This window comes from Shinella sp. R2-11, assembly GCF_055330205.1.
In genome coordinates this window covers 207,664-225,250 of sequence record NZ_JBVAPC010000009.1, presented here as the reverse complement: position 1 = coordinate 225,250, position 17,587 = coordinate 207,664, and the positions used below count along the sequence as shown (strand labels likewise).

Below are 17,587 nucleotides of genomic sequence, written 5' to 3'. Positions count from 1 at the left end.
CACAACTCAAGCGCCTGAGATAAGGAACCGTTGTGCAGAAATTAATGTCGGAGGCTGCGATGAACTGGGACGATGCCCGCATGTTCCTGGCGGTGGCGCGCACCGGGCAGCTCCTTGCCGCCTCCCGCCGGCTCGGCGTCAATCACGCCACCCTCAGCCGCCGCGTCAGCGCACTGGAGGAAGCGCTGAAGACGCGCCTTCTCATCCGCCGCACCAATGGCTGCGACCTCACCGCCGAGGGCGAGGCTTTCTTGCGCGCGGCAGAACGTATGGAGACGGAGATGCTGGCGGTGCAGGCGAGCATCGGGCGCATCGACACGGCGGTCGCCGGCACCGTGCGCGTCGGGGCGCCGGACGGCTTCGGCGTCTCCTTCCTCGCCCCCCGGCTCGGCCGGCTGACGGCGCGGCACCCGGAACTGAAGATCCAGCTCGTGCCGGTCCCCCGCTCCTTCTCGCTGTCGCAGCGCGAGGCGGATATCGCGATCACGCTGGAGCGGCCGGAACAGGGCCGGCTCGTCTCCTCCAAGCTCACGGACTATACGCTCGGCCTTTATGCCTCAAAGGCCTATCTGGCGGAGAACGGCACGCCGGAAAGCGTCGACGACCTCAAGGCGCACCGGCGCATCGGCTATGTGGAGGACCTCATCTTCACGGCCTCGCTCAACTTCACCGGCGAGATCATGCGCAGCTGGGACGCCGGCTTCGAGATTTCGAGCGCCACCGGCCAGACGGAGGCCGTGCGCTCGGGCGCGGGCGTCGGCATCCTGCACGACTATATCGCCCGGCAATATCCCGAGCTCGTCCGGCTGCTGCCCGCCACCTCGATCCGCCGCGCCTACTGGACGACATGGCACGAAAGCGCGCGCGACCTCGTGCGCGTTCGCACCGTCGCCGAATTCGTGCAGGAACTCGTTCGCAAGGAACACGCGATGTTCCTCTGAAGCCCGGCAGGGGGCCTCGATCAGCAGAAATTCAAATATGGTGGAGAAGAATGGTACGGTTGGTGGGAATCGAACCTACGACCTCAGGTGCCACAAACCTGCGCTCTAACCAACTGAGCTACAACCGCACAACAAGGCGCGTCCAGCGCGCTTGGTGGGTCACATACGGGCAGCCGCACCTTTTTTCAAGCGTTTTCTGCACGCTCCACAAACGAAAATGGCCGGGCAATCGCCCGGCCATCCCATCACAGGGTCGGAACCCGCCTCACGCGGCGGTTCAGACCGACTTGAAGGACTTCATGGCCTTTTCGGCGGCCGACTTGCCGGGAGCGGCGACCTTCTCGGCAACCTTCTTGGAGGTTTCCTGGAGGGACTTGGCCTGCTCGACGACGACTTCGGCCTGCTTGCGCAGGAAGGCGGTCTGCAGTTCGAAGAGTTCGGAAACGGACTTCACGCCGAGCAGGGCTTCCATGTGGGAAAGCGAGTTCTCGGCATTGGTGCGGAGCGCTTCGATGGCCTTGAGGCCGAGTTCGACGGAGCCGGCCTGCGCGCTTTCGAGCGTCGCTTCGACGGTCTTCGTTGCGTCCTCGGCGGCTTCCTTCATCTTGGCATAGGCTTCCTTGGTCTGCGAGGCGCCCTTCTCGGCGAATTCGCGGAAGCTCTCGGAAAGCTTGGCCGGGTCGATGGAAGCGATGGAGAATACGTCGTCGGTCTTCTTGGTAGCCATTGTCTGCGCTCCTTGGTTTGGCCCTCTCTGGAGGCGCCGTGTTCTTGGATGGCCCCCATATAGGTGATTTCTTTTCGCATTGCAACATTTTTGTGCGATGCACAATAAATCCGGCACGCCGTTAACCTTTCCGCCCGAAAGCCCGGGGCTGCGCGGGTCCGGCGCTGGACCCCCCGCCTGTGCGCCGCTATTAATAAAGCGTTAATCGAAGACCGGGGTGCCGGAGCAAGATGCAGGCCTGAACATGTCCGCAAAACAGTATCCCTTTATCGACGTCGCCGTCCATGAACGGGTGCGCCTGCCCTTTGCACGGGGCGAGGCGGTCGTGCTGTTTTCCAAGGACATGGCGCGGGTGCTCTGGTCGAACGGGCGGGGCGCGGCCCTCTTCGGCCAGGACAATATCTACGATTTCCTCGATACCGGCCCGGACCGCACCGACGTCGCCTTTCGCCAGCTCGCCGCGACCGCGCGGCAGGTACAGGCGCCGGGCGAGCGGCGCAGCTTCCTGATGCGCATCGGCAGCGGTTTCCGCAGCGCGCCGGTCCATGCGACGGTCGAGGCGATCACCATCCGCCGCGGCGACGATGCCATCCTGTTCAGCGTGCCCGTCGCCGGCAGCCAGGGCGGCGCGGATGCGGCCGCCGCGATGCTCGCCGGCTTCGACGATCCCGATACGCACATGGCCGTGCTCGACGGCGAGGGCGCCGTCGTCGCCGCCTCGGACGGCTTCGACCGGCTGGCCATCAGCCAGCAGACCCGCCTTGCGCTCGTGGAGGCCGCCGGCCGCAGCGCCGAGCACCTCGTCAAGCGTCCCGTCGCCACCGGCCGCGGGCATCTTCCCGCCGCCATCGGCAAGATTTCCAACGACCCCGCCCTGCACCTGCTTTTCGCCGTCGAGACCATCCTGGGCCATCTCGATCCGGAGGAGGACGAGCCCGTCCAACAGGCCGAAGCGGAGCCGACCATTGAGGAGACGCCCGCCGCTGCCGCGGAGACCGTCGCGGCAGTATCGGAAACTCCCGAGCCGGTTTCGAACGGCGAAGAGGCCCCCATCGAGGATGCCCCGGTGGAAGAGATTGCCGCTGAAGAGCGGCCCGTCGAGGACAGCGCGGAGGCACCCACCGAGATTGCGGCCGCCGAGGTCATCGAGGACAGCCGCCCCACCCAAGCGCGTGAAACGGTGGAGAAGACCGGTTTCGTCTTCAACCCGCAGGGTCGCCCGATCCGTTTCGTCTGGAAGATCGATGCCGAGGGCCGGTTCAGCGAGATTTCGGACGAGTTCGCCGCCGCCGTCGGGCCGCATGCCGCCGCGATTTCCGGGGAACGCTTCAGCGATGTCGCCGGCCGCTTCGATCTCGACCCGGACGGAAAGATCGGCGATCTCCTGCGCCGCCGCGACACCTGGTCGGGCAAGACGATCCAGTGGCCGGTCGAAGGCACGAGCCTCGTCGTTCCCGTCGACCTCGCCGCCCTGCCCACCTATTCCCGCAACCGCGAATTCGACGGCTTCCGCGGCTTCGGCATCGTGCGTATCGCCGATGCGACCGAGGACCCGCATGCCCGCGGCCTGACGCTGGGCGATGCCGGGCCGGCCGGGGAAGCGCTGGTGGAAGAGGCCTTTGCCGAGGAGACCGGCACCCTTTTGGAAACGGCGGCGCAGGAAGCGGATGAGATGCTGCCGGAAACGGCAGAGGCAGGTAGCGACGATGCCGTGCTGCCAGAGGAAGCGACCGCGTCGGAACACGAGGACGCGACGACCGCCGAGGCAGACCAGCCCGAAGACAAAGACAAGGGTATCGATACGGAGACGCCCCCCGCGCCCGATGGCGACGAGGAAGATGCATTCCGAGGCGAGCGTCCCGCACTGCGCCTCGTCGAGACACCCGCCCGCCGGCATTCCGACAAGGTCGTGCAGCTCGAGACCCGGCGCAATCGCGGCGGGCTGTTCGACGGCCTTTCCACCGGCGAGCAGGCGGCATTCCGCGAGATCGCCCGCCAGCTCGGCGAGACCTTCGGCAAGCGAAAGCCCGAAGACCGCCCGGCAGAGGAAACCGCGGATGATGCCGACAAGGCCGCCGGCGATGATGCGAACAATCCGTCCGCCACCGCCACCGGCGAAGCCGCAGCGGAAATGCCCGGCCTCGAAGTCGGCCCCCATGCCGACGACATGCTGCATGAAGAGCCTGCCGGCGAGCGCACGGGCTTTGCCCCATCGCGCCGCCAGATGGACTATGGGCTGACCGGCCCCGTCGTCGATGCGCTGCCGGTGGCGCTGCTCGTCCATGTCGGCGACCGGCTCATCCATGCCAATCCGGAATTCTTCCGCCTGACGGGCTATACCGACCTGAAAGACCTCGAAGCCTCCGGCGGGCTCGACATCCTGCTGGCCGGCCCCGACGAGGAGGCCGAGGAGAGCGGCGGCACCATGGCGCTCCGCCATGCCGACGGCGAGAGCACCAGCGCGGTGCGCGCCCGGCTCCAGTCGATCCGCTGGGAAGACGGCACGGCGCTCATGCTGGCGCTGACGCCGGTGCAGGAAAAGCCGGCCCTCAAGCTGGTCGACGCTGCCCCGGCCCCGGCCGAATCCGAGGAACGGCCCGGCGACCAGGCCGCCGCCGCGGCGCTGCGCATCGAGGTCAGCGAGCTGCGCTCCATTCTCGAAACCGCCACCGACGGCGTCGTCGTCGTCGGCCAGGACGGCGACATCCGCTCCATGAACCGGTCCGCGAGCGCCCTCTTCAACTATGACGAGGACGAGACGCGCGGCCGCCCCTTCGCCATGCTCTTTGCCCATGAGAGCCAGAAGGCGGTGCTCGATTATCTCGCCGGCCTTTCCGGCCATGGCGTCGCGAGCGTGCTCAACGACGGGCGCGAGGTCATCGGCCGCGAGGCGGGCGGCGGCTTCATTCCCCTCTTCATGACCATGGGGCGTCTTTCCTCTTCCGCCGGCTATTGCGCGGTCATCCGCGACATCACCCAATGGAAGCGCACGGAGGAGGAGCTGCGCAACGCCAAGCGCGCGGCCGAGACGGCCAACGCCCACAAGAGCGATTTCCTCGCCCGCGTCAGCCACGAGATCCGCACGCCGCTCAATGCCATCATCGGCTTTTCCGACATGATGGCGACGGAGCGTTTCGGGCCGATCGGCCATCCGCGCTACATCGAATATGCCAACGACATCGGCCGGTCCGGCCGTCACGTGCTCGACATCGTCAACGACCTGCTCGACATCTCCAAGATCGAGGCGGGCGAGATGGAGCTGGAATTCACCGCCGTCGGCCTCAACGAGACGATCTCGGAAGCCGTCTCGCTGGTGCAGCCGCAGGCGAACGCCCAGCGCGTCATCATCCGCACCTCGCTTTCGACCAATGTGCCGCAGATCGTGGCGGACCTGCGCTCGATCAAGCAGATCGCGCTCAACATCCTGTCGAACGCCATCCGCTTCACGCCGTCCGGCGGGCAGATCGTCGTCTCCACCGCCTATGAGGCGAATGGCAGCGTGGTGCTGCGCATCCGCGACACCGGCGTCGGTATGACGCGCAGCGAACTGGAGCAGGCGATGAAGCCCTTCCGCCAGGTGACGACGGGCGCGCGCAAGCGCGGCGACGGCACCGGCCTCGGCCTGCCGCTGACCAAGGCGATGGTCGATGCCAACCGGGCGAATTTCGCGATCAGCTCCACGCCGAACGAGGGCACGCTGGTCGAGGTGATCTTCCCCTCGCCGCGCGTGCTGGCGGACTGAGGCGGGCGGACAGCCGGACGGGTAAAGAAGGGTAAAAAAGAGGGCGGCAGAAGCCGCCCCGATAGTTTGAATGCTGTCCAACAAAAGCCAGGGTCAACGGCTTCATGCCACCGGGGTCGGATGCGACCGGAACGCCCTTCCATCGGGCATGCTCAAGTTGGCACGACCTTGCGTCATCCCGGCTTAACAAATGCTTACCTGGCCGGTTTCGGCACAAAGGTTTCGTTCACAAGTCCGAAAACTTGGTTAACGCGGCGGCCGGCAAACCGTTAAAGCGCGGCCTTCAGGACCTCAGCGCCGGCAGGTCGGCGAAAAGCCCCAGCGCTTCCGGATTGGCGAGCGCCTCCTTGTTCTTGACCGGGCGGCCGTGCACCACCTCGCGCACGGCAAGCTCGACGATCTTGCCCGACTTGGTGCGGGGAATGTCGGCGACCGCGATGATCCTTGCCGGCACATGGCGCGGCGAAGCGCCGGTGCGGATTTTCGTCCTGATCTTCTTTTCCAGCGCCTCGTCCAGCACGACGCCGGGCGCAAGGCGCACGAAGAGCACGACGCGCACGTCGTCGTCGAAGTCCTGGCCGATGCAGAGGGCTTCGGCAACCTCCTCCATCTGTTCGACCTGGTTGTAGATTTCGGCCGTGCCGATGCGCACGCCGCCGGGATTGAGCGTGGCGTCGGAGCGGCCATGGATGATAATGCCGCCATGGCTTGTCCATTCGGCGAAGTCGCCGTGGCACCAGACATTGTCGAAGCGCTCGAAATAGGCGGCGCGGTATTTCGCGCCGTCCGGATCGTTCCAGAACATCACGGGCATGGAGGGGAAGGCCCTGGTGCAGACGAGCTCGCCCTTCTCCTCGCGTACCGGATGGCCGTCCTCGTTCCAGACGTCCATGGCAAGGCCGAGGCCGGGGCCCTGGATCTCGCCGCGCCAGACCGGCTTCAGGGGAATGCCCAGCACGAAGCAGGAGACGATATCCGTGCCGCCGGAAATCGAGGCGAGCTGGACGTCCGGCTTGATGCCCTCGTAGACGAAGGAAAAGCCTTCCGGCGACAGCGGCGAGCCGGTGGAGGTGAGAAGGCGCAGGCTCGAAAGATCGTGCGTCGTCACCGGCGTGAAGCCGCCCTTGCGCACCGCATCGATATATTTGGCGGAGGTGCCGAAGACGGCGAACCGCTCCGCCTCGGCATAGTCGAACAGCACGTTGCCGTCCGGATGGAAGGGCGAGCCGTCGAAGAGGCAGAGCGTCGCGCCGACCGCAAGGCCGGAGACCAGCCAGTTCCACATCATCCAGCCGCAGGTGGTGAAGTAGAACAGCCGGTCGTCCTCGACGAGCCCGCAATGCAGGCTGTGCTCCTTCAGGTGCTGCAGCAGCGTGCCGCCGGCCGAATGCACGATGCATTTCGGCACGCCCGTCGTGCCGGAGGAAAAGAGGATGTAGAGCGGATGGCGGAACGGAAGCCGCGTGAAAGTGAGAGGCCTTGCCTCATAAGGCGCCATCAGCGCATCGAGCGTGCGGCCGTCCGGCAGCGCGGCGGCGAGCGCCTCGGCATCGCCGGCATAATGCACCACGAGAACGGGCGTCTCCAGCCTGGCCGCGACGGCCTTCACCTTCCCGGACACGTCCTGCGGCTTGCCGGCATACCAGTAGGCATCACAGGCGATGAAGAGCTTCGGCTCGATCTGGCCGAAGCGGTCGAGCACGCCCTGCTCGCCGAAATCGGGCGAACAGGAAGACCAGATCGCGCCGAGGGAGGCGGCGGCGAGCATCAGCGCGATGGTCTCCGGCATATTCGGCATCATGGCCGCGACACGGTCGCCTTCGCCGATGCCCATGGCGGCAAAGGCCTGCTGAAGCTTCGAGACGCGGGCGCCGAGCTCGTCCCAGGACCAGCGATAGGAGACCTTGTCCTCGCCGCGGAAGACGATGGCATCGCCCGTGCCGGTCTTCCGCAGGAGGTTTTCCGCGAAGTTCAGCCGTCCCTCCGGGAAGAAGCGGGCCTCCAGCATGCGCTCGCCGTTTTCGAGCGCCGTCCCGCCCTTTTCGCCGATGACGCCACATTCGTCCCAGATGGCGGTCCAGAAGCCGGCCCGGTCCGCGACGGACCAGTCGTGGAGTTCGTCGTAGGAGGCGAAGGCGCGCCCGGCCCGCTGGCCGGCGGCCTTCATGAAGAGCGCCATCGGGCTCTTTGCCAGGATTTCTGCCGAAGGTTCCCACAGGGGCATTTCTGACGTCATGCTGTCCTCCACTCCATGGCATTCGTATAGCATGTTGCGCCGCACTATAAAGCGGGGAACGCCCGTTCGCGCCGTCGCCGAACGCAATTCCGCCATGGCGGCATTTGATTTCTGCCGCATGAGCGCCTATCCCCGTTTTGCTTGAGATGAGATTGCCGGCAGAGGAGCCGCGCCCCGCATGACCCTATCCCGTTTCCTCCGTTCGAAGCTTCTGGTGCGGGGCATCCTTGCGGTTCTCCTCGTCGTCGCGGCAGGGCGCATCGCCTTCCCCTTCCTCGTGCAGACGGCGACGGTGGAACGCGGCATAGAACAGGCGCTGGAAAACTGGACCGGCGCGACGGTGCATGCCGGCCGGAAAGCGGAATTTTCCTTCTGGCCCTATCCGCGCGTGACGCTCGGCAATGTGCGCATCGTCGGCACGAAGGCGGACGGCACCAGCGGAGAGCTCGCCAGCGTCGAGAAGGTCTCGGCAACCTTCGATCTCCTCGGCGCCGTGCGCGGCCAGCCGGGCTTCAGCGATTTCGAGCTGGTGCGCCCCGTCGTCCACGCCGGATGGAACGCCGACGGCGTCTTCAACTGGCGCCACAGCGGCTGGCTGATCCAGGCGATCGACGCGACCGCCAAGGCCCCGGACGGCCAGCCCGCCGACATAAAGGACGAGCGCATCGGCACGATCTCCTTCCGCGACGGCGTGCTCGACATCGTGCGGGGCGAAAAACCCTATCGCATCACGGACATCAACGGCAGCATCGACTGGCCGGCGCTCCGGCGGCAGCTGAAGCTTTCGCTCTCCGGCGTCGTCAACGGCGAGATGACCCATTGGTCCTTCACCACCGGCCATCCGCTCGCGCTTCTCGCCGGGCGGGACGCCGTGGTCCAGACCAGCCTTTCCGCCGACCCGGCGAAGTTCGGTTTCGACGGCACCGCCAATCTTTCCGGCAATGCCTATATCTCCGGCGCCATGCAGCTTTCGACGCCGTCGCTCAGCCGCCTGCTGGCCTGGCAGGGCAAGGACATTCCGGCGGTCGGCAATATCGGCCAGGTGAGCGCCGAGGCGAACGTCACCAGCTCGGGTGCTTCCGCGCGGCTCGAGAATGTCAGGCTGGTGCTCGACAATGCGGAGGCGACGGGCGTTCTGGACATCGCCATGCCGTCGGACGGCCTTCCGAAAGTGGACGGCACGCTCGCCTTCGACAAGATGGACCTGCGCGCCTTCCTCACCGCTTTCTCGCCGCTTCCCGGCACCGACCCGAATGCGCCGGGCATCGACACCGCCTTCATCCGCCAGCTCGCCATGGACCTGCGGCTTTCCGCGAAGAGCGCGGACTTCGCGCCGTTCTCGCTGCAGGATCTTGCCGCCGGGATGCGCGTCGAGAACGGCCGGGCCTCCTTCGATGTCGGCGACAGCACGTTTCTCGGCGGGCGCATGACGGGGCGCATCGTGCTGGCCGAAAGCGGCTTCCGCGGCGGCGGCCAGTTACAGATGTCGCTCGGCAATGTCGATATCGGCGCCATCGTCAGCACGCTCGCGCTGCCCGGCCCGTTGCCGACCGGCATCGGCTCGGCGGATTTCGAGCTTTCGACGGACCTGCCTCTCTGGGCGACGACGATATCCGACATGTCAGGCAGCTTCCGGCTGCGCATGGGGCCTGGCACCCTCACCCACTTCAACCGCCCGGCCTTCGAGCAGCGGGCGGCGCAGAACACGTTCTTCAGCGCCTCGGACGTCGCCGACGGCGCGTTCGATTTCGTGCGCGCGGACATGGATGCAAAGCTGAACCGCGGGCTTGCCGAACTCACCAAGGCGGAAATCGAGGGGACGGACAGGCTGCTGACGCTTTCGGGCCTTATCCCCTACCGCACCGGCAGCCTCGCGCTGGCCGGCAGCCTCGCCGACCGTCCGCAGGAGGGCGTCGCCCCGAACAATCCGGCGATCAGCTTCTTCGTCGGCGGCTCCTGGCCGGAGCCGGTGATCTCGCCCATCGCGGTCCTGACGGGGCAAGAGCCCCGCCGGTGATCCGGCCGTATCAGCGGCCGGCGAAGGCCGCCTGCTCGTCGCGCACCCGCTGCAATTCCCGCCGCTTCGTCATAACCGATGCGATGATCACCCCGACGGCGACGATGCCGATGAGCAATGTGCAGGCCGCGTTGATTTCCGGCGTCACGCCGAGGCGCACCTGGCTGTAGATCTTCATCGGCAGGGTCGTCGCGCCCGGACCGGAGGTGAAGCTCGCGATGACGAGGTCGTCGAGCGAGAGCGTCAGGGCCAGCATCCAGCCGGACAGCACGGCCGGCGCGATGATGGGCAGCGTCACCTCGAAGAAGGTCCTTACGGGCGTCGCGCCGAGGTCGAGCGCCGCCTCCTCCACCGAGCGGTCGAAGGAGAGCAGGCGCGACTGCACCACCACCGTCACGAAGCACATGGAGAAGGTGATATGCGCCAGCGTCACCGTCCAGAAGCCGCGGTCGAAGCCGATGGCGACGAAGAGCAGCAGCAGCGACAGGCCGGTGATCACCTCCGGCATGACGAGCGGCGCATAGACCATGCCCGAGAAGAGAAGGCGGCCGCGGAAGCGCGTGTAGCGCGTCAGCGCCAGCGCCGCCATGGTGCCGAGGACGGTCGCCACGCTCGCTGCCAGCAGGCCCACGCGGACCGTCACCCAGGCCGCATCCATCAGGCCCTGGTTATGGAAGAGCGAGACGTACCATTTCGTCGAGAAGCCGGCCCAGACCGTCACGAGCTTGGACTCGTTGAAGGAGAAGATGACCAGGAGCACGATCGGCAGGTAGAGGAAGGCAAAGCCGAGGACGACCGAGACGATGTTGAAACGGGACCAGGTGTTCATGGCTTATCTCCCCTGCTCTTCGGCCTTGGCCTGCGCATTCTGGAAGAACACGATGGGCACGACCAGGATGAGGAGCAGGATGGTCGCGACGGCGGCGGAGACCGGCCAGTCGCGGTTCGCGTTGAATTCGTTCCATAGCGTCTTGCCGATCATCAGCGTCTGCGATCCGCCGAGAAGGTCGGGAATGACGAACTCGCCGACCGCCGGGATGAAGACGAGCATGCAGCCCGCCACGACGCCCGGAATGGAGAGCGGGAAGGTGATCTTCCAGAAGGCGGAGATCTGCGGGCAGCCGAGGTCCTGCGCGGCCTCGATCAGCGTGTTGTCCATCTTCTCCAGCGCCGAATAGAGCGGCAGCACCATGAAGGGCAGGTAGGAATAGACGATGCCGATATAGATCGCCCAGTTGGTGTTCATGATAATCAGCGGCTGGTCGATGATGCCCGTGCCGATGAGGAACTGGTTGAGCAGCCCTTCCGGCTTGAGGATGGCGATCCAGGCATAGACGCGGATCAGGAAGCTCGTCCAGAAGGGCAGGATCACCAGCATGAGCAGCGTCGGGCGCAGCGAGCGCGGTGCCTGCGCCATGCCGTAGGCGATGGGATAGCCGATCAGCAGCGTGATGGCGGTCGAGAGCGCGGCGATCCACAGGCTCGACAGATAGGCGTTGAAATAGAGCGCATCCTCCGTCAGCCAGACGAAATTGTCGAAATGCAGCTCGCCGAGCTTTGCCCAGAGGCCGGCAAGGCCGTCCGACAGCGCGAAGACCGGCTCGTAGGGCGGCTGGGCGATCGCCGTGGTGGAAAGCGAGATGCGGAAGACGATGAAGAAGGGAATGAGGAAGAAGAACAGCAGCCAGGCATAGGGAACGATGATGACAAGGCGGCTGAAGATGGCGGAGCCGAGCTTGTTCATCGCATCAATCCTTCAATACGACGCCGGCGGTCTCGCCGAAGGAGACCCAGACCTTCTCGTCGTAGGCGATGGGGTTCTCCACCTCGCGCTGGGCGTTCAGCATGGAGGCCTTCACGACCTTGCCGCTGTCGAGCTTGACGTAGAAGACGGTCATGTCGCCGAGATAGCCGATATCCCAGATTTCGCCCTGCGCCGCGTTGAACGTGGCGTCGGCGGGCGCATTGCGCGACACTTTCAGCTTTTCCGGGCGGATCGCGAAGCCGGCGGCGCTGCCGGGCGCCGGGTCACCGGCGGCGGCGGTGCGGATGGTGAAGCCCTCGTTGGCGGCAAGCTCGATCTTGCCGTTGCCGCTGGCCGAGACCTTGCCGTCGAGGATGTTCACGTCGCCGATGAAGTCGGCGACGAAGCGGGAATTCGGCGCCTCGTAGATTTCCGCCGGGGTGGCGACCTGGATGACCTTGCCATGGCTCATCACCGCGATGCGGTCGGCCATGGTCATCGCCTCCTCCTGGTCGTGCGTCACGACGACGAAGGTGAGGCCGAGCTCCTGCTGCAGGTCCATCAGCTCGAACTGGGTTTCCTCGCGCAGCTTCTTGTCGAGCGCGCCGAGCGGCTCGTCGAGCAAGAGCACCTTCGGGCGCTTGGCGAGCGAGCGGGCGAGCGCCACGCGCTGGCGCTGGCCGCCGGAAAGTTGGTGCGGCTTGCGCTTGGCGAATTTCTCGAGCTTCACGAGCTTGAGCATCTGGGCGACGCGCTCGGCGATCTCGTTCTTCGGCATGCCGTCCTGGCGAAGGCCGAAGCCGATATTGCTCTCCACCGTCATGTGCGGGAAGAGCGCGTAGGACTGGAACATCATGTTGACCGGCCGCTTGTAGGGCGGGATGCCGGCGATGTCCTGGCCGTCGAGGATGATCTCGCCGGAGGTCGGCCGCTCGAAGCCGGCCAGCATGCGCAGGAGCGTGGACTTGCCGCAGCCCGAGGCCCCGAGCAGGGCGAAGAACTCGCGGTGATAGATATCGAGGGTGAGGTCGTCGACGGCAGTGAAATCGCCGAACTTCTTCGTGACGTTTCGGAAGGTGATGAACGGTTTTGCGTCCGGATCGGTCCAGGGCGCGAAGGAACGACGGATATTGCCGAGAGATTTCATTGCCTGTCCCCAACTCTCTTTTTCTGGCATTCCCGGCAGTTCCGGCGAGACGAAGCGGCGGCTTGCGGCGGAAACTGCGTCGAGCAAAATGAAATTGCCCGGAAACCTGTTCCGGGCAATTGTCTCGAGCCGGTTACTGGCCGGTCACGATCTTGGTCCAGGTTCGCGTGAACACGCGCTGCGTCTTGGAATCCAGCGTCGTGTTGGTGAAGAGCTTCTTCAGGGTCTCGTCGTCCGGATAGATCGTCGGGTCCTTGATGATGTCTTCCGGCAGCAGCGCCTGCGAGGCCTTGTTGCCGTTGGCGTAGTGGACGTATTCCGTCGACTTGGCGATGACTTCCGGGCGCATGATGTAGTCGAGGAACGCGTGCGCCTCCTCGACATGCGGCGCATCGGCGGGAATGGCCATCTGGTCGAACCACATCTGCGTGCCTTCCTTCGGGATGGAATAGCCGACTTCCACGCCGTTATTGGCCTCCTCGGCGCGGTCGCGCGCCTGGAAGATATCGCCGGACCAGCCGACCGCGGCGCAGATATCGCCGTTGGCAAGGCCGTTGATGAATTCCGAGGAATGGAACTTGCGGACGAAGGGGCGAACCTTCAGCAGCGCTTCCTCGGCCTTGGCGATATCGGCCGGGTCATGGCTGTCGGGATTGACGCCGAGATAGGCGAGCACGACCGGGATCATGTCGGTCGGCGAATCGAGGAAGTTGATGCCGCAATCCTTGAGCTTGGCGGCATATTCCGGATCGAAGACCACCTTCCAGCTGTCGACCTCGTCGGTGCCGAGCGCTTCCTTGATCTTGGCCTTGTTGAAGCCGATGCCGATCGTGCCCCACATGTAGTTGATGGAATATTCGTTGCCCGGGTCGAACGGCTGCATGCGCTCGGACACCATGTCCCACATGTTCTTGAGGTTCGGCAGCTTGGACTTGTCGAGCTTCTGGTAGACGCCCGCGGCGATCTGGCGCTGGAGGAAGGTGTTGGTCGGAACGACCACGTCGTAGCCCGTGCCGCCGGCCAGGAGCTTCGTCTCGAGGATCTCGTTGGAGTCATAGACGTCGTAGACGACCTTGATGCCGGTTTCCTTGGTGAAATCGTCGATGATCGAACTATCGATATAGTCGGACCAGTTGTAGACGTTGACCACTTTTTCCTGCGCGAGGGCACCGCCGGCAACCAAAAACGCCGCCGCTGCGGCCGTCGCCCAAAGAGTATGCCTTATCATTGATTTATCTCCCAGTTTCTTTCACGGGCCTATGAGTTGGTAGAAGAACAGCCGCCGATTATGGTTGTTTTTCGAGAGGCGACAAGCTGCATTCATGCAAACATAGAGCGAATTTTTGTATCACATTGTTCCCATTCCTATCATATTTCAAACCTCATCCTTGGCGGAAATCAAGCGGAAATTCACTGGAAGTCGAAAAGGCTGAGGCCGGCGACCATTTCATCGAGCCCGAGCGGGCGCGTGACCGGCGGCTCGGCGCGGGCAAGACAGCCCTGCCGTTCGCAAAGCCGGCAGGCCGCGCCGACGGCGATCGCGCCCACCCGCCCCGCCGCCTCGCCATAGACGGTCTCCTGCGCATGGGCGGCATCGCAGCCGACCAGCAGCGCCGTGCGGCGCACCCGCTCGGCGAAGGCGGCCTGCGGCCCTTCCAGCGTCCGCGAGACCGTCAGGAACGTGCCGCCGTCCGGCATCTCCACCCGGTCGACGAGGATCTGCCCGGGCTGGGAAAAGGCGGCATGGACGCCGAGCTTGGGACAGCCGCCGCCGAAGCGCGCCTGCGGAAAGCCCTGGGCGCCCGCCCGCCGGAAGCGGTGGCCGGCATTGTCGATCTCCAGCATGAAGAAGGGCACGCCCGCCTTTCCCGGCCGCTGCAGCATGGTGAGCCGGTTCGCCGCCTGCTCGTAGGAGACGGAAAAACGCGAGCGCAGCACGTCGATATCGTAGCGCACGCGCTGCGCCGTGGAATGGAAAGCCTCATAGGGCATCATCAGCGCATGGGCGGCGTAGCGCGCCAGCTCGAAGCGGGCGATGCGCTTGGCCTCCGCCGTCGTGAAGGCGAGCAGGTCGAGCTCGGCGAAGATCTCGTCCTGCAGGGCGAGCTGCACCGTCTCCATGGCGATCTCGCGGAGCTGGTCGAAGGGCGACAGGCGCTCGGAGAGGAAGAGCCGCATGGAGTGCCGGTCGAAGCGGCGGCGCAGGTTCGGCATGGTGTGGACCGGCAGGAGGCGCACGACGACGCCATGCTCCTTGCGCAGCCAGCCCTTGAGCGCCGATGCGAGGTCGTCGCCCGGCGCCAGCGCTGCATGGAAGCGCTCGGCCGCCTCGTCGATGGCGCCGAAATAGTTGGGGCGGCTTTCCAGCTTGTCACGCACCTCGTCCATCGGCAGCAGCGTACCTGACAGCGTGGTGGCATGGCCTTCGCGCGCGAGGACGTCAGCAAGATCGGTCAGGCGCGCGGCCTGCTCGCGGTAGGCGCGGTAGAGTTTCAGGATGCCGCTCGCCACGTTCGGCGCGGCATCGGCAATCTCCACCAGCTCGTGATCGCCCGGCAGCTCGCCGGCCAATAGCGGATCGGCGAAGACCTCGCGGAGCTGGCGCGCATTGTCGGCGCTCTCGCCCTGCAACTCGTCCAGGTCCACCTTGTAGACGGAGGCGAGGCGCAGGAGGAGCTGCACGGTCAGCGGCCGCTGGTTGCGCTCGATGAGGTTGAGATAGGACGGTGAGATCGACAGGCCTTCCGCCATCGCCGTCTGGGTGAGGCCGAGCGCATTGCGGATGCGCCGGACCTTCGGCCCGGCAAAGATCTTGTTCTCCGCCATGTGTCAAATCCTTTACACGATCGGCCGCGCTGTCAATTTTACAGATTTTACTTTTTTACAGAGCCGCCTTGTCAAAGACAAGACATCATTACCCGATTATCCCACTGATTTTCCGGTTTTCTCTCGCCGTATTGTGCGGTGCGATGTAAATACTGTCACATGAAATCGGGCAGCAAGACAGCGACATCCCGATCCAGAGACATCATACCGGAGGACATCATGACCGATTTTTACAACCTCGTCCCGAGCGCGCCGAAGGGCCGGTTCGACGGCATCGAACGCCCCTATACGGCCGAGGCGGTCGAGAAGCTGCGCGGCTCGGTCCAGATCCGCCACACGCTGGCGGAGAACGGCGCGAACCGCCTATGGAAGCTCATCCACGAGGAGGAATTCGTCAACGCGCTGGGCGCACTCTCCGGCAATCAGGCCATGCAGATGGTCCGCGCCGGCCTGAAGGCGATCTATCTCTCCGGCTGGCAGGTCGCCGCCGACGCCAACACGGCCTCGGCCATGTATCCCGACCAGTCGCTCTACCCGGCCAATGCCGCGCCGGAGCTGGCCAAGCGCATCAACCGCACGCTCCAGCGTGCCGACCAGATCGAGACGGCGGAAGGCAACGGCCTTTCGGTCGACACCTGGTTCGCTCCTATCGTCGCCGACGCGGAGGCCGGCTTCGGCGGCCCGCTCAACGCCTTCGAGATCATGAAGGCCTTCATCGAGGCGGGCGCTGCCGGCGTTCACTTCGAGGACCAGCTCGCCTCCGAGAAGAAGTGCGGCCATCTCGGCGGCAAGGTTCTCATTCCGACCGCCGCCCATATCCGCAATCTCGACGCCGCCCGCCTTGCCGCCGATGTCATGGGCGTGCCGACGCTCATCGTCGCCCGCACGGATGCCGAGGCCGCGAAGCTCCTGACCTCCGATATCGACGAGCGCGACCAGCCCTTCGTCGACAAGGACAAGGGCCGTACGGTCGAGGGCTTCTACCAGGTCAGGAACGGCATCGAGCCCTGCATCGCCCGCGCCATCTCCTATGCGCCGCATTGCGACCTGATCTGGATGGAGACCGGCAAGCCGGACCTCGAACAGGCCCGCAGGTTCGCCGAGGCCGTGCATAAGGCCCATCCCGGCAAGCTGCTCGCCTACAATTGCTCGCCCTCGTTCAACTGGAAGAAGAACCTCGACGACGCGACCATCGCCAAGTTCCAGCGCGAGCTCGGCGCGATGGGCTACAAGTTCCAGTTCATCACGCTCGCCGGCTTCCACCAGCTCAACTACGGCATGTTCGAACTGGCCCGCGGCTACAAGGATCGCCAGATGGCGGCCTATTCCGAACTTCAGGAAGCGGAATTCGCGGCAGAGGCCAACGGCTACACCGCGACCAAGCACCAGCGCGAAGTCGGCACCGGCTATTTCGACGCCGTCTCCATGGCCATCACCGGCGGCCAGTCCTCGACGACCGCCATGCATGAATCGACCGAGCACGAGCAGTTCCGCCCGGCCGCCGAGTAACCCGACCCGTCAACCTTTCAAGAACCCCATAGAGCCGCATTTCCTGCGACGGCAGGCGTACCGCCTGCCTGCAAAATGCTCAGAAGAGGAGAAATGCCATGACAGTCCAGACCCGCGTTAAGGAACGCGCCGAAGAACAGGCTTCCGCCATGACCCCCGACCAGCAGGCCATGATCCGCATGGTCGCCAACGACCTGCACCGTCTCAACCAGTCCGTCATGAAGGCGGTCGAGGCCGGCGTCTCGGTGGAGCTCGTCCGCTCCGCCCGCCACCACGGCGGCGAAGGCAACTGGGGGGACCTGCTGATCCCGGTCATCGTGACGCAGGGCCGCGGCTGACAGCATTTCAGCAGCAACCCGTCGCATAGCGAACTGCAAAAGCAAGGGGACCGGAGGGCTTTCCCACGCAAGCTGGATGCCGCAGCCGCCGATCAGTTTCTCCCATCCAGCGATCGCCGGGTTGGCCGCAGTCATGTGGACAGAATTGAGTGCCTTCTCGATTGCATCGGCGATGACGACAGAGAGCCCACGACTGGCCTCCGCATAAAATATCTTTGCCGCTTCCTCGGGGGATTTGGCGGCGGAAAGGGCAGTCACAGATGAAGCAGAAAGGTTCATGCTAAGCGCTCCCATAGACGTTGTTAAGGACATAACGACATTAATCCCTATAGATGTATATTTAAAGTAATACAACCTTAA

The 17,587-nt window shown here is 65.0% G+C and carries 12 protein-coding genes and 1 tRNA gene; 5 read left to right on the top strand and 8 right to left on the bottom strand.

Translation table 11 applies throughout. The features are described 5' to 3' along the window. The first annotated feature begins 59 nt into the window (after positions 1-59). Positions 60-941 carry a LysR family transcriptional regulator gene (locus tag ACZ1A1_RS21500; protein WP_313194347.1) on the top strand — a complete coding sequence of 294 codons (882 nt, stop codon included), beginning with the start codon at positions 60-62 and terminating at the stop codon, positions 939-941. A 51-nt stretch (positions 942-992) separates the two neighbouring features. Here the strand turns inward: ACZ1A1_RS21500 and ACZ1A1_RS21495 are convergent. Both ACZ1A1_RS21495 and ACZ1A1_RS21490 read right to left on the bottom strand, forming a co-directional pair. Continuing rightward, positions 993-1,069 (bottom strand) — tRNA-His (locus ACZ1A1_RS21495). A gap of 149 nt (positions 1,070-1,218) precedes the next feature. Then, entirely contained in the window at positions 1,219-1,668 is a 450-nt protein-coding gene (locus tag ACZ1A1_RS21490) for a phasin (RefSeq protein WP_313194348.1), read from the bottom strand. 244 nt (positions 1,669-1,912) lie between these two features. Here ACZ1A1_RS21490 and ACZ1A1_RS21485 point away from each other — a divergent pair, with 244 nt between their 5' ends. Further along, a complete protein-coding gene (locus ACZ1A1_RS21485) occupies positions 1,913-5,410 on the top strand; it encodes an ATP-binding protein (protein ID WP_463621498.1) in 3,498 nt (1,165 codons plus the stop codon). Positions 5,411-5,693: 283 nt separating this feature from the next. Here ACZ1A1_RS21485 and ACZ1A1_RS21480 read toward each other — a convergent pair whose 3' ends face one another. Beyond that, positions 5,694-7,646, bottom strand: a complete 1,953-nt coding sequence (locus ACZ1A1_RS21480; RefSeq protein WP_463621497.1) for an acetoacetate--CoA ligase — start codon at positions 7,644-7,646, stop codon at positions 5,694-5,696. A gap of 178 nt (positions 7,647-7,824) precedes the next feature. Here ACZ1A1_RS21480 and ACZ1A1_RS21475 point away from each other — a divergent pair, with 178 nt between their 5' ends. Beyond that, positions 7,825-9,663 carry an AsmA family protein gene (locus ACZ1A1_RS21475; RefSeq protein ID WP_463621496.1) on the top strand — a complete coding sequence of 613 codons (1,839 nt, stop codon included), beginning with the start codon at positions 7,825-7,827 and terminating at the stop codon, positions 9,661-9,663. A gap of 10 nt (positions 9,664-9,673) precedes the next feature. Here the strand turns inward: ACZ1A1_RS21475 and ACZ1A1_RS21470 are convergent, their stop codons facing one another. The 5 genes from ACZ1A1_RS21470 to ACZ1A1_RS21450 all read right to left on the bottom strand — a co-directional run bounded on the left by ACZ1A1_RS21470 (position 9,674) and on the right by ACZ1A1_RS21450 (position 15,380). Further along, positions 9,674-10,492, bottom strand: a complete 819-nt coding sequence (locus ACZ1A1_RS21470; protein ID WP_313194352.1) for an ABC transporter permease — start codon at positions 10,490-10,492, stop codon at positions 9,674-9,676. Between the two features lie 3 nt (positions 10,493-10,495). Continuing rightward, positions 10,496-11,407, bottom strand: a complete 912-nt coding sequence (locus tag ACZ1A1_RS21465; RefSeq protein ID WP_313194353.1) for an ABC transporter permease subunit — start codon at positions 11,405-11,407, stop codon at positions 10,496-10,498. 4 nt (positions 11,408-11,411) lie between these two features. Beyond that, positions 11,412-12,554: an ABC transporter ATP-binding protein gene (locus ACZ1A1_RS21460; RefSeq protein ID WP_203317630.1), complete on the bottom strand. Its 1,143-nt coding sequence runs from the start codon at positions 12,552-12,554 to the stop codon at positions 11,412-11,414. 133 nt (positions 12,555-12,687) lie between these two features. Beyond that, positions 12,688-13,797, bottom strand: a complete 1,110-nt coding sequence (locus ACZ1A1_RS21455) for a polyamine ABC transporter substrate-binding protein (RefSeq protein ID WP_415216042.1) — start codon at positions 13,795-13,797, stop codon at positions 12,688-12,690. Positions 13,798-13,964: 167 nt separating this feature from the next. Beyond that, entirely contained in the window at positions 13,965-15,380 is a 1,416-nt protein-coding gene (locus ACZ1A1_RS21450; protein WP_463621495.1) for a helix-turn-helix domain-containing protein, read from the bottom strand. 219 nt (positions 15,381-15,599) lie between these two features. On the opposite strand from ACZ1A1_RS21450, the gene aceA reads away from it, so the two are divergent. Both aceA and ACZ1A1_RS21440 read left to right on the top strand, forming a co-directional pair. Next, a complete protein-coding gene (gene aceA, locus ACZ1A1_RS21445) occupies positions 15,600-16,889 on the top strand; it encodes an isocitrate lyase (RefSeq protein WP_463621494.1) in 1,290 nt (429 codons plus the stop codon). Positions 16,890-16,987: 98 nt separating this feature from the next. Beyond that, entirely contained in the window at positions 16,988-17,227 is a 240-nt protein-coding gene (locus tag ACZ1A1_RS21440) for an SMc00767 family acetate metabolism repressor (RefSeq protein WP_023516665.1), read from the top strand. Positions 17,228-17,587 lie beyond the last annotated feature (360 nt).